At 58.8% G+C, this 12,532-nt stretch carries 10 protein-coding genes; 5 read left to right on the forward strand and 5 right to left on the reverse strand.

Features of this window, described 5'->3' with window-relative positions; all coding sequences use genetic code 11:
- The first annotated feature begins 77 nt into the window (after positions 1-77).
- Positions 78-737, forward strand: coding sequence for an O-methyltransferase (locus ACL2XQ_RS16055; RefSeq protein WP_413723149.1), 660 nt, complete (start codon positions 78-80; stop codon positions 735-737).
- Positions 738-831: 94 nt separating this feature from the next.
- Positions 832-2,043: an MFS transporter gene (locus tag ACL2XQ_RS16060; RefSeq protein ID WP_413723150.1), complete on the forward strand. Its 1,212-nt coding sequence runs from the start codon at positions 832-834 to the stop codon at positions 2,041-2,043.
- 75 nt (positions 2,044-2,118) lie between these two features.
- On the opposite strand, the gene ACL2XQ_RS16065 is transcribed toward ACL2XQ_RS16060, so the two are convergent.
- The 4 genes from ACL2XQ_RS16065 to ACL2XQ_RS16080 form a co-directional block, all read right to left on the reverse strand.
- The gene (locus tag ACL2XQ_RS16065; RefSeq protein WP_410014528.1) at positions 2,119-2,745 is read right to left on the reverse strand and encodes a TetR/AcrR family transcriptional regulator; all 627 of its coding nucleotides are present in this window, start codon (positions 2,743-2,745) and stop codon (positions 2,119-2,121) included.
- Positions 2,746-2,853: 108 nt separating this feature from the next.
- Complete coding sequence (locus tag ACL2XQ_RS16070) at positions 2,854-4,269, reverse strand: efflux transporter outer membrane subunit (RefSeq protein ID WP_413723151.1); 1,416 nt, start codon at positions 4,267-4,269, stop codon at positions 2,854-2,856.
- Positions 4,262-7,399, reverse strand: coding sequence for an efflux RND transporter permease subunit (locus ACL2XQ_RS16075; protein ID WP_413739426.1), 3,138 nt, complete (start codon positions 7,397-7,399; stop codon positions 4,262-4,264). Before ACL2XQ_RS16075 ends, ACL2XQ_RS16070 begins: the two co-directional genes overlap by 8 nt.
- Before the next feature lie 10 nt (positions 7,400-7,409).
- The gene (locus ACL2XQ_RS16080; protein ID WP_413739427.1) at positions 7,410-8,552 is read right to left on the reverse strand and encodes an efflux RND transporter periplasmic adaptor subunit; all 1,143 of its coding nucleotides are present in this window, start codon (positions 8,550-8,552) and stop codon (positions 7,410-7,412) included.
- A gap of 423 nt (positions 8,553-8,975) precedes the next feature.
- Here ACL2XQ_RS16080 and ACL2XQ_RS16085 point away from each other — a divergent pair, with 423 nt between their 5' ends.
- Together ACL2XQ_RS16085 and ACL2XQ_RS16090 are read left to right on the forward strand one after the other, a co-directional pair.
- Complete coding sequence (locus ACL2XQ_RS16085) at positions 8,976-9,479, forward strand: Lrp/AsnC family transcriptional regulator (RefSeq protein ID WP_413728101.1); 504 nt, start codon at positions 8,976-8,978, stop codon at positions 9,477-9,479.
- Between the two features lie 228 nt (positions 9,480-9,707).
- On the forward strand, positions 9,708-10,130 hold the full coding sequence (locus ACL2XQ_RS16090; protein WP_413739428.1) for a DUF2000 family protein: 423 nt from the start codon (positions 9,708-9,710) through the stop codon (positions 10,128-10,130).
- A gap of 24 nt (positions 10,131-10,154) precedes the next feature.
- Here the strand turns inward: ACL2XQ_RS16090 and ACL2XQ_RS16095 are convergent, their stop codons facing one another.
- A complete protein-coding gene (locus ACL2XQ_RS16095; RefSeq protein ID WP_413739429.1) occupies positions 10,155-11,750 on the reverse strand; it encodes an MFS transporter in 1,596 nt (531 codons plus the stop codon).
- Between the two features lie 356 nt (positions 11,751-12,106).
- Between ACL2XQ_RS16095 and ACL2XQ_RS16100 the strand changes: the two genes are divergently transcribed.
- Positions 12,107-12,502 (forward strand): cupin domain-containing protein, encoded by a 396-nt coding sequence (locus tag ACL2XQ_RS16100; protein WP_410016785.1) that lies wholly within the window; start codon positions 12,107-12,109, stop codon positions 12,500-12,502.
- Positions 12,503-12,532: the final 30 nt, after the last annotated feature.

Here is a 12,532-nt window from a genome sequence, read left to right on the forward strand (position 1 = left end):
TAAAACGCGAGTAATTACTCATATTATCCGGCCGCCGCAAGGCGGTCAACATCAGCCCTACACTATCGGACACTTTTATGATCACCACACTCTCCACCGCTCCGCTGGCTCCCCTGCTGGATCGCCTGTTCAAACAGGCGGACGAGGCGCGCAGTCCGGCCTGGGCGGCAATGGCGCACGAAGAACGCGAACGCTTTATGCACAGCAAGACTGACTATCTCGCGCTCTATGGGCACCTGAAAGACCTCTGGCTGCCGGTCTCGCGCGAAACCGGCACGCTTCTTTATATGCTGGCGCGCAGCGCCAATGCACGCACCATCGTGGAGTTCGGTACGTCGTTCGGCATCTCGACTTTATACCTGGCGGCGGCGCTGCGCGACAACGGCGGCGGCCGGCTTATCACCAGCGAGTTTGAACCGTCTAAGCTGGCGCAGGCGCGCGCGAATCTGACCGCCGGCGGGCTGATCGACCTGGTGGAGATCAGGGCCGGCGACGCGCTCAAAACGCTGGCCGCCGATCTGCCCCCGTCCATCGACCTGCTGTTGCTGGATGGCGCCAAGTCGCTCTATAGCGACATCCTTAACCTGGTCGAAAAGCGGCTGCGGCCGGGGGCGCTCATCGTCGCCGACAATACCGACTACAGCCCCGATTATCTGGCGCGCGTGCGCTCGCCCGCCGGGGGCTACCTGTCCACGCCATTCGCCCAAGACGTGGAATTGTCCATCAAACTCGGTTGAGCATGACTTCCCATGTTTTTCATTCAGGCGATGCCATTACGCCAATATTCATTACCGGCGCCACGGGGTGGCGCTTTGCGGGGATTAATGCATTATGACTGATACGCTTAAGCGGGATCCCGCGCAGAAACGCCTCATGCTGCTGATGGCGATCTTGTTTGTTTCCTATTTGTGCGTGGCCATTCCTCTCCCGGTCATTCCCATATTCGTGACCGGGAAGCTGGGATTCGGCAATGTTTACGCAGGTCTCGGCGTTGGCGTCGCCTTCCTGTCGACGGTATTGACCCGCGGCTATGCCGGCAACCTGGCCGACCGCCGTGGCGCCAGGTATGCGGTCAGGATGGGGCTGGGCTTTTATACGTGCGGGGCGCTCATTTCGTCGGGGGCGGGATTTTTGCCCTACGCCCCCTGGCTTGCGTATCTGGTTCTTATCGCGGGCCGGTTGCTGGTCGGCCTGGGCGAAAGCCTGGCCGGCGTCGGCATTATCCTATGGGGGGTGGGTTTGGTGGGGCCCGCGCGTTCAGGCCAGGTACTGGCCCTGGTCGGCGCCGCCATTTACGGCGCCCTGGCCGTCGGCGGCCCGGTGGGACTGGCGCTGCTGAAATGGTTTGGCTTTTCCAGCACCATGGCTGTGAGCGCGCTGCTCTGCGCCCTGGGCCTGCTGGCGATCTGGCGCGTGGCCGGCGTCGCCCCGTCTGCGCACGGCAAACGCCCCGCCTTTACGAACGTGCTCGGCAGAATCTGGATGCATGGGGTGGTCGTTTGCCTTCAAGGCATTGGATTTGCCGCTATCGGCGCGTTCTTCGCCCTCTATTTCCTGCATCAGGAATGGCATTACGCCGGGCTGGGCCTGACGGCTTTCGGCTGCGGATTCGTCCTGGTCCGCGTGCTATTTGGCCATCTGCCCGATCGCATGGGCGGCCTTCCCGTGGCGCTTGGATCGCTGGCAATCGAAGCCATCGGCCAGATTCTTATCTGGAGCGCGCACGATCCCTCCCTCGCCCTTGCCGGCGCATTCCTTACCGGACTCGGGTGCTCATTGGTCTTTCCGGCCATGGGGCGTGAAGTGGTCCATCTCGTGGAGCCGCATCTGCGCGGCAGCGCCATGGGCGGGTACGCGGCCTTCCAGGATCTCGCCTATGGCTTAACGGGGCCTGTGGCGGGATTTCTGGCGGACCGCGCCGGCTACGGCAGCCTATTTCTGGTCGGCGGGATTGCGGCGGCGATGGGCTTTTTCATCGCGCTTTATCTCTATCGCGCCAATACCGCCGTGGATGCGCGCAACTCCCGCGCGTCGGGAGATTGACCACGTCAGCGCGTGCGCGGGTTATCCCTGCGCATTCGCCTACGGGCCTCCCAGGCCCTGTTGCTTGCAAATGCATTACTCGGGAGCGGTTTCGGGCCTGGCGGGAAACACCGCCGAGAAGAGGTTCAGATAGATTTGCTGCAAACCCTTATGCGTGGTTTGCCGCTGCTGTGTCAAGATACGCAGCATGGTTCCCTCGGTGAGCACCGCCATCAGCTCCGCCAGACTGGCGGCGGCGTCATGGCTCATCTCCGGATAGGCCTGCATTAGCATCTTGCAGCCCTCCCGGAAGAGTACGGCATCAACATCCAGCAGAATGCGGGCAATACGCGGATTGCGCGTCGCTTCCGCCGAGACCTCCAGCATCAGCGCCTGGTTGATTTCCGTCTCATCGCCATCCAAAAGCCGGTGATCCGCCAGCGCTGAAGCCATATGTTCCAGGTTGTTATCGTTATCAAGCATGAGTTGCACCCGATGCTTGACGATACGATGCGCGATTTCTTCGATAATCGCCTCTTTATTGGTGAAATAGCGGTATATCTGGCCGACGCTCAACTGGGATTGCGCCGCGATTTCAGCCATACCGGCGCCATGGAAACCGTGTTTACGAAAGCATAGGCGGGCAGCGGCAATAATCTGATCGCGCCGATCCGCAATTTTCTGTTGCCTGTCGGGCACCAGGGGTTTGTTTTTAGTTGCCATCAGATCTTAATCCTTTACCGGGGCCAGCAATAAATCTAGCGGTAAGCCGGTCTAAAAGGCAATCGCCAGGCGCCGATGATAGCGGACCGGGGGCGGTAAGCGCCAGGGCTACTGTCGCCACCCGCCGCCCAGAACTTTGTACAGGGTAATCTGTTGCTGCAGTAAATCCAGCTGCGTCGTGATTTGCGACTGTTGCGCGCTATAAAGCGAACGCTGAGCCACCAGCACAGACAGATAATTATCCACACCCTGGCGATAACGCATATTCGACGCATCGTAGTTTCGCTGGTTGGCCGCGGTATTCAGCGAACGGGCGTCCAGTTCGTCCTGATAGGTCGACTGGCCGGCCAGGGCGTCCGAGACTTCTTTAAACGCGGTTTGGATGGATTTTTCATAATTCGCCACCTCGATTTTTTGCGAGGTTTTAGCGATATCCAGATTGGCCCGGTTCACGCCGCCATCAAAAATCGGCAGGGTGATTGTCGGCACAAACGACCAGGCCGCGGTCCCGCCTTCCAGCAAATGTCCCAGGCTGCTGCTTGAGGATCCGCCCGCCGCCGTCAGGCTGATGCTTGGGAAAAATGCCGCCCGCGCCGCGCCGATATTGGCGTTAGCCGCTTTCAGGGTATGTTCGGCGGCAATAATATCCGGCCGCCGCGTCAGCAAATCGGACGGCAGGCCGGCCGGTGTCGCCGGGAAACGCCACTCTTTATTCAGGCGGGCATGCTCGGCCAGACCGGCGGGCAGCCCGGTTCCGGCCAGCAGGCGCAGCGCATTGATATCCTGCCGTACCTGGCGGGTATATTGCGCCACATCGGCCTGGGCGCTGCGCACCGTGGTTTCCGCTTGCGCCAAATCCTGCGAGGTGCTGACGCCGGCATCATAGCTGCGTTTGGTCAAATCATAGGATTGTTGCTGGCTGGCGGCGGTCTGTTGCGCCAACAGTAATAATTCATTGTCCGAACACAATGTCAAATATCCCGTCGCCACTTCGGCAATCAGGCTGATTTGCGTCGCCTGCTGCGTCGCCTCGGTCGACAGATAGCTTTCCAGACTTTTGTCGCGCAGACTGCGCACCCGGCCGAAAAAATCCATCTCCCAGGAAGTGACGCCCAGGCTGGCATCGTATTGATGGTAGGTTACCGGCCCGGAGCTTTGGGTCGAATACAGGTTCCCCGGCAAATGTTCCGCCGTTTGACTGGCGGACAAATCTACCGTGGGCAGCAGCGCGGCCCGGTCGATATGGAATTGCGCGCGCGCCGTCTCGACATTCAGCGCCGCTACCCGCAAATCGCGGTTATTGGCTAACGCCAGGCCGATCAGCTGATGCATGGCCGGGTCGGTAAAGAATGTTTGCCAGCGGATATCCGCGCCGTCCGCCGCCTTGCCGCGCTGGCCGGCGGCGTCCCAGTCCGCGGCCACCGGCATTGCCGGCCGGTGGTACGCCGGCTGCAAGGTACAGCCGGCCAGCGCCAGGGAAATCATAACAGGCACAAGAGCCGGAACCAGATAACGTTTATTCATGAGAGGTCGCCTCGGACTGCGATGTTTTTTTGTTTTTACGGGTGAACAGGTTGACCACGACGACATAAAACATCGGCACAAAAAAGATGGCCAGGAAGGTAGCGGTAAGCATGCCGCCCACCACGGCGGTGCCAATGGAATGTTGACTGCCCGATCCGGCGCCATGGGAAATCGTCAATGGCAAAACGCCGAGGATAAACGCCATCGAGGTCATGATAATGGGGCGGATCCGCAGCCTGGCCGCGTCAATGGCAGACTCGACCAGATCTTTGCCCTGCTTTTCATGCAGCTCTTTGGCGAACTCCACAATCAGGATGGCGTTCTTCGCCGCCAGCCCGACCGTGGTCAGCAGCCCGACCTGGAAAAAGACATCGTTTTGTAATCCGCGCAGCAATACCGCGCCGATGGTGCCCAACACGCCAAGCGGTACCACCAGCAGCACCGAAAAAGGTATGGACCAGCTCTCATACAAGGCGGCGAGGCAAAGGAATACCACCAGCACCGAAAGGCTGTACAGGGCCGGCGTCTGCGAGCCGGACAATTGTTCTTCATAAGACAGTCCGTGCCACTGCACGCTGAAGCCCTGCGGCAATTTGGCGGCGATGTCATTGACCGCCTTAACCGCGGCGCCCGAACTCAACCCGCTTGCCGGCGATCCCATAATCTCCACCGCCGAGACGCCGTTGAAACGTTCATAGCGGGGTGAGCCATAGATCCATTTACCGCTGCCGAAAGCCGAGAACGGTACCATCTGGCCGCTGCCGTTGCGGAAATACCATTTATCCAGATCTTCCGGGGTCACGCGCGATGAGGCGTTGCCCTGGATGTAGACCTGCTTGACGCGGTCCTCATACATAAACTGGTTTACATAGGTGGAACCCCAGGCGGCGGACAGCGTATCGTTGATATCGTCCAGGTTCAGGCCCAGCGCGCTGGCGCGCTCGTCATCAATAAGCAGCTGGTACTGCGGTTCGTCCTCCATCCCGTTGGGACGTACCGCCGTCAGGCGTTTATCCTGCGCGGCCAGTTGCAGGAACTGATTACGCGCCGCCATCAAGGCGTCATGGCCTTTGCCGGCGTTATCCTGCAGGTAGAAGTCAAAACCGGTCGCGTTGCCCAGCTCCATCACCGCCGGTGGGATCAGCGCAAAGGCCTTACCGTCTTTTAACGTGGCGAAGTGCTGCATGGCGCGGCCGGCCAGCGCCTGCACCGACAGGTTGCTGCCGCCGCGCTCGCTCCAGTCCTTGAGTTTGACAAACGCCATGGCGCTGTTCTGCCCGCGGCCGGAAAAGCTGAAGCCGTTGGCGGCGAATACCGAACTCACCGAGGCGGATTCCTTGTCCAGCAGATAGTTTTCCATATCCATCAGGACCTGCTGGGTACGCAGCGCGGAGGCGTTGGCCGGCAGGGTCACCTGCATCATCATCACGCCCTGGTCTTCGTCCGGCAGAAAGGACCCGGGAACACGGGTAAACAAATAACCGGTGGCCGCCACAATAAGCAGGTAAACCAGCATAAATACCCCGCGCCGTGAGATAACGCCGCCGACATAGCGGGTGTAATGCACGGTGCCCGAATCAAATTTGCGGTTGAACCAGCCGGAGAAACCGCGCTGCGATCGCTCTCCCGCCGAGGCCCTGAGCAGGGTGGCGCATAATGCCGGCGTGAAAATCAGCGCCATCAGCACCGACAACGCCATGGCCGAAACAATGGTGATGGAGAACTGGCGATAAATAATCCCGGTGGAGCCGCTGAAAAAAGCCATCGGGACCAGCACCGCCGCCAGCACCAGGGCGATGCCAAACAACGCGCCCTGAATTTGCGCCATGGATTTGATGGTGGCGTCTTTCGGCCCGAGCTTTTCTTCGGACATGACCCGCTCGACGTTTTCCACCACCACGATGGCGTCATCCACCAGCAAGCCTATCGCCAGCACCATACCGAACATGGTCAGCGTATTGATCGAGTACCCAAAGGCCGCCAGTATGCCAAACGTACCAAGCAGGACCACGGGCACCACCATGGTGGTGATGAGCGTGGCACGCAGATTTTGTAAAAACAGCAGCATGACGCAGAACACCAGCACAATGGCTTCAAACAAGGTTTTGACCACCTCTTCTATCGAGGCGCTGACCACCGGCGAGGTTTCGTATGGGTATTCGATCCTGACGTTGTCCGGCAGGGAAGACTGCAGACCGGCGATGGTGGCTTTGACCGCTTTGGCGGTATCCAGCACATTGGCGCCGCTGGCCAGCCTTAACGCCATCCCGGATGAAGGCTTGCCGTTAAAAGTTGACGAAATGCTGTAATCTTCCGGCCCCAAATCAATATTGGCGACATCGCGTAAGCGCACCTGCGAGCCATCGGTATTCACCTTAAGCAGGATATCTTCAAACTGTTTCACGCTTTCCAGGCGGGTTTTACCGATAATCGTGGCGCTGAATTTGGCATTCTTTACCGAAGGCAGCCCCCCCAGTTTACCGGAAGAAATTTGCACGTTTTGCCGGGTAATGGCGGTACTGACGTCGCTTGGGATCAAGGAATATTGATACAATTTGGCCGGGTCCAGCCAGATACGCATGGCGTATTCGGAACCCATCACCATAAAGTCGCCCACCCCTTTGGTACGGGCGATGGGGTCTTCCAGTTTGGACACCAGGAGATTGGCCAGATCGGAATCGCTCAATTTGCCGTCTTGCGAAATCAGGCTCACCACCATCATGAAATTGGCCTGATATTTAGCGACCCTCAGCCCTTGGGTGGTCACCTCGGTGGGCAATTGCGACTCCGCCAGCGAAACCTTGTTTTGTACCTGTACCTGCGCGGTATCCGGATCGGTGCCTTGATCGAAGGTCGCGATAATGGTGGCGCTGCCGTCGCTGTTACTTTGCGATTCAAGGTAACGGAGGTTGTCCAGGCCGTTCATTTGCTGTTCGATAACCTGCACCACGGTTTTTTGCGTGGTTTCCGCGCTTGCGCCAGGATAGGTCACGGAAACCGAAATAGCCGGAGGCGCGATATTAGGGTATTGGTTGATCGATAAAGACAAGATGGACAAGCCGCCCGCCAGCATAATGACGATGGCGATGACCCAGGCAAAAATGGGACGTTCGATAAAAAACTTCGACATCTTGTTTCCCCTATTGTGCCGACGGATCGGTCATCGAAGAGTTGTTGCTGCCCGTTGAGGCGACGGCGTTCCGACGTTCGCTGGCGTTAACCTTGATACCGGCGCGGATATTCTGGAGCCCGTCGGTAACGACTTTTTCACCGGCCTGCAGCCCCTGCACCACCAGCCACTCCCCGTCGATCATTTCGCCGGTGGCGACAGTGCGTTGTTCGATGGTGTCATCGGTTTTCACCACATAGACGTAAGGTTTACCTTTGACGTCATGGCCGACCGCTTCCTGGGGAATAAGAATGCCCTGCTCCTGCACGCCCTGGCGCAGGACCGCATGCACAAACATCCCCGGCAGCAGTTCGTTATGCGGGTTGGGGAACGATGCCCGCAGGGTTACCGATCCCGTCCCCTCATCCACCGTCACTTCAGAAAACTCCAGCTTGCCCTCCTGTTGATAGATGCTGCCGTCCTCAAGGGTCAGTTGTACCGCCGCGGCGTTATCGCCGGCCGATTTCAGATGGCCCTGCGCCAGCGCCCGGCGCAAACGCAAAAGATCCTGAGAGGATTCGCTGATATCGACGTACATCGGATCCAGCTGTTGGATGGTGGTCAGATAGCTCGTCTGCCCGCTGGTCACCAAAGCGCCCTCGGTGTATATCGACCGGCCGATATGGCCGGAAATCGGCGCCTTGACCTGGGTGTAATTCAGATTGACCCGCGCGGTTTCCACATCAGCGGCCGCTTCTTTGGCGGCGGCGACCGCATCGTCGTAAACCTGGCCGCTGACGGCGTGGGCTTCCGACAGCGGCTTGTAGCGTTTGGCCAGCGCAGCGGCGTTGGTGAACGTCGCCTGCGCCTTATCATAGGCGGCCTGATACGTGGCGGGGTCGATCTGATATAACGGCTGGCCGGCCTTCACCTCGGCACCCTCGGTGAAAAGCCGCTTCAGGATAATGCCGTCGACCTGCGGCCGGACCTCCGCGCCCTTTACCGCCGTGGTCCTGCCGGGTAATTGGGTGGTAAGTGTTACCGGCTGGGTATGTAGCGTGACAATACTGACTTGCGGTATGGCGGCTGGTTGTCCGGCCGTTGGCGAGGTCGAGTCATCACAGCCGGCAATCAACAAAAACATACTGATAATCAGTAATTTTGGATGCGTCATCGGTTCACTCTTTCAATCGTTATGTTTTGAGAACAATCATTCTCAGAAAGAGTGGATATTACCCTAACGCCGGCCGCGATAACGTAAGGCTTGCGTTAACAATAATGTCAAATTGAATCGCAAAAACACCTTTTTTGCCGTTATGGTATGCCAGGAGGATTAATATCATGGCAAGGAGACGTTTATTTTCGCTGTTTGCCTTGGGGAATATTCAAGCGCACTCATCGAGGCAAAATCTGCCGCCGGCTGTATTAACGATCAACAAGAATAAAGCAGCCGGCATAACGTAACAAAACGGCCAATACCGATAACACGCGGGATGTGGCATTCATATGAGACGGGGTCACTTGCAATGACTTTATCTCATTCCCCGGCTGTTTTATGATGCCGAACCAGCGTCAATACTTTCGGGGGTGGAAACACGTGAGTAAAAGCAAACAGACCGCAAGAAGCGCCTTTTCCCGCCTTGACGCGGCGGATCGCAAGCTCCTCGCCCTGCTGTCGGAGGACGCAACGAGAAGTTACGCCGAGCTGGGCCAGTTAATGCATTTATCGCCGCCCGCCATCCACGAGCGGGCCAAGCGTCTAAGACAGGATGGCGTCATCAAAGGCACCGTCGCCCTCTTGGACGGCAAAAAGCTAGGCCGCCCCTTGCTTGCTTTCGTGCACGTTGACACCAAAAACTGGACAAGTACCCGCCGGATTCTAGAATTTCGCGCCTTTAATGAAGTCGAGGAAATCCACACGGTCACCGGGGAAAGCGCTATCCTGCTCAAGGTCCGCACGCAAGACACTCAGTCCCTGGAGGCATTGCTTGGCAAGATTCATGAAATAGAGGGCGTGTCTTCCACGCATAGCCATATCGCCCTCTCTACCTACCTGGAACGCGGCCCGAGCCCGTTAATGGATGGCGACGACGCGGATTGAAAAAATTGCGGCCGCATTTCCCTGCGTTTTTTTTCAGGCCTGTTCCCAAAGTGCATACAGGCTATTAGGGCTGAAGAATATTCAGGATTTCATGGTCCGGCAAGACACTTAAACAGATGTGCTGCGAACCGCGTTCGTATTTTCGCGCCTCTCGCCTTATACACTTCCTAGCGCCGAATATTATGTGAGAAAATTATATTACCGCAGAATAATGTTCAACCAGCGATAGTGAATGACGATATGGTACCTCTGACCAAGACCGCGATAATACTTTTGGATCCCCTCCCGCTCTGGAAAAAACTGAACGTCACGGCTTTTCTGGCGACAGGCATTGGCGATGCCTCCCCCGAGGCCATGAGCGCGATATATATCGATGCGGATGAGCGGCAATATACCCGACTGTTCGGGCAACCTATAGTCGTATTTTCGGCTTCGCAGGATACGCTGTTACGCGCGCTGCGGGTTGGTCAAGAGAGGGGCCTGACGTGTTCCGCCTATGTGAACGCCATGTTTGATCAATCCCATGGCGAGGAAGGGCGCAGGGTTTTTCGCGCCGAGCACGCGCACAGGCCGGATTTAGTGGGGCTTGCCGTGCGTGGCCCGCGCAAGGATGTCGATAAGGCAATCAAAGGCGCCCGGCTCCATCCGTAAGCACGGGTAAAAATACCGCCGGTGTCACGGGTTCGATGACCGCGTCAATTCCGCCGTGCGTCCCGCGCCCCGCAATGCGATAAAGATGACGATGGCGGTTATTGCCGCGATTGCCGAAAGCACGTCGAGCAGGAGGCTGAACACGCTCTGGTAAATTGCGGTCAGGGCCTCAGGGGAAGACGCGTTGAGGGCGGCATTCGCCCCTGCCAAATCGCCGCCTGCCAGGCGCTGCGCGGCTGCGCTGGCCGATGATGGCGCCTCCGGCAGTAAAGAATCAAACCGGGGGATAAGCAACGCCACAAGCAGCGCGTTTACCATCGCGAGCGCGATGCCTTCACCCGCCACGCGGGTCGTGTTGAAGATGCCCGTCGCCATGCCGGCGCGTTCGCGCGGCACGACGCTGAGGGCGAGCCCGTCCATCAGCCCCCAGGGAAGACTGATGCCGATGCCGATCAGCAGGAGCGGAGCAATCAGCGCCGGGCCGGCCTCGCCGCCCGCCCAGCGGCCCAGCCATAAGAGACCGCAGGCCGACAGCATCAGCCCTGTTCCGCACAGCGCAGCGGAGGATAACCATCGCGTGAGCAGGCCCGCGATGAGCGGCAGGACCAGGAGCGGACCGCAAAGCGCCATCATGATCCATCCGACCTTCAGTTCACTCATGCCATTGATGCCGACGAGCCGGATGGGAAGCAGCACCAGCAGGACCACAAAAGCGTAAGCCGGCGCCGCGGCCAGCAGTTGTACAGCGACGAAACGCGGAATACGGAACAGCGACAGGTCGAGCATCGGCCGCCGCGCGGAGGTTTCTACCAGGACAAAAACGGCGCCGAGGAGCAATGCGCCGGCCAAAGACACAATGACCGGCATAGCCAGCCAGCCGGCCGCCGGCGCGACCAAAATGCCGTTGGTAAGGAAAGCCAGCGCGGCGGTGAAGCTGACGGCGCCTTTCCAGTCGAGGCCTGCGGCGTCGGGATCGCGGGATTCCCGCACCACGCCGGTGCCAAGAAGGAACGCCGCGCCGGCAAGGACCGCCGCCAGGAAAAAGATTGAGCGCCAGCCGAAGATAGCAATCATAAGCCCTGAACTTATCGGCCCGAAGGCCAGGCCGATGCCGAAACTCGTGCCGACCACGCTGAAAGCCCTGATGGCGCCGGGACCGGTGAATTCTTGCGCCAGCGCCGCCATCACGCCGGAGAACGCTAACGCCGACGCGACGCCCTGGGCGGCGCGCAGCAAATCGGCGGTGAACAGGTTTGGCGAGAAGGCAAGCGCGGCCGAAACGATGCACAGGGCGCAGGACCCGCAAAGGAAGATCTTCTTTCGTCCAAAGGTGTCGGCGAGCGCTCCGGCAGCCATCAGGCAGCTGCCAAAGGCGAGCATGAAGGCATTGGAGATCCAGGCGAGTTCCAGCGAACTGCCTTCCAGCGCCCGGCCTAGCGTCGGAATGGCCACGGCCGGCCCGGTGAAGGCGAGCGGGTTCGCCACCGCGATAAGGCAGGCAGACAGGAGTACGCAGGCCTTGCGCAACGCGCCGCCTGAAGTCTGGTTAGTGTTCAAATAAACCTCATTGATGATTTCAGCGTGCCTTTCCGGCGGCGCTGCCGCATAAAATAATGCCATGGAGCTTACGCGATATATTGGCGAATGGGTGTCGCCACAGCGGCGACACCTATGATGCAAGGACGGGGGGCTGGCGAGGAAAGGGAATGTAGGACTGATATCACTTATGAGCATGATGAATAAGTCCTATGAATAATGGTCCCATTGTCATTAATCATCTTTGCCTTATGCTGGCGGTGGCATCCTCGAAAAAGGATTCTCGCTTTTCCCAGCCTTATTCACATCATAATGACCAGCAGGCTGGTCATTATCGTCGGGCATCTATGCTGGAGAAAATAGTCATAAATCGACTGATGATATCCGCCTTACCGTTGGCGCTACTTCCGTCGGCCACTTTTGCTGAGGAAACATCCATGATTGATATTACCAGACACGGCTCCACGCCCGCCGCCAGCGGTCCGGAGAGCTATTTTACCGGCACGGTAAGTATCGACGCGCCATTCCAGGCCACGCCGCCCGCGCGCGTGGGGGGCGCGACCGTCACGTTCCAGCCCGGGGCCCGCACGGCCTGGCATACGCATCCGCTGGGCCAGACGCTGATTGTCACCGCAGGCCAGGGGTGGGTGCAGGAATGGGGGAAGCCGGCCCAGGTCATGAATAAGGGCGATATCATCTGGATACGGCCCGGCGTTAAGCACTGGCACGGTGCGTCGGCCACCTCCGCCATGTCGCATCTCGCCATTGCCGAGTCCCTGGACGGCAAAGCCGTCGACTGGCTGGAAAAAGTCACCGACGAGCAGTATCAGCAGTAAGCCCCGCCATACTATGGCTCGCCTCCCGGC

Source organism: Sodalis sp. RH14, from assembly GCF_047324285.1.
Classification (GTDB): domain Bacteria; phylum Pseudomonadota; class Gammaproteobacteria; order Enterobacterales; family Enterobacteriaceae; genus Acerihabitans.

Bases quoted from the DNA above. Each gene is read 5' to 3' on its own strand.
- ACL2XQ_RS16080 (WP_413739427.1), bottom strand. From the start codon at position 8,552: ATGACGCATCCAAAATTACTGATTATCAGTATGTTTTTGTTGATTGCC.
- ACL2XQ_RS16070 (WP_413723151.1), bottom strand. From the start codon at position 4,269: ATGAATAAACGTTATCTGGTTCCGGCTCTTGTGCCTGTTATGATTTCC.
- ACL2XQ_RS16065 (WP_410014528.1), bottom strand. From the start codon at position 2,745: ATGGCAACTAAAAACAAACCCCTGGTGCCCGACAGGCAACAGAAAATT.
- ACL2XQ_RS16055 (WP_413723149.1), top strand. From the start codon at position 78: ATGATCACCACACTCTCCACCGCTCCGCTGGCTCCCCTGCTGGATCGC.
- ACL2XQ_RS16095 (WP_413739429.1), bottom strand. From the start codon at position 11,750: ATGGCATTATTTTATGCGGCAGCGCCGCCGGAAAGGCACGCTGAAATC.
- ACL2XQ_RS16060 (WP_413723150.1), top strand. From the start codon at position 832: ATGACTGATACGCTTAAGCGGGATCCCGCGCAGAAACGCCTCATGCTG.
- ACL2XQ_RS16075 (WP_413739426.1), bottom strand. From the start codon at position 7,399: ATGTCGAAGTTTTTTATCGAACGTCCCATTTTTGCCTGGGTCATCGCC.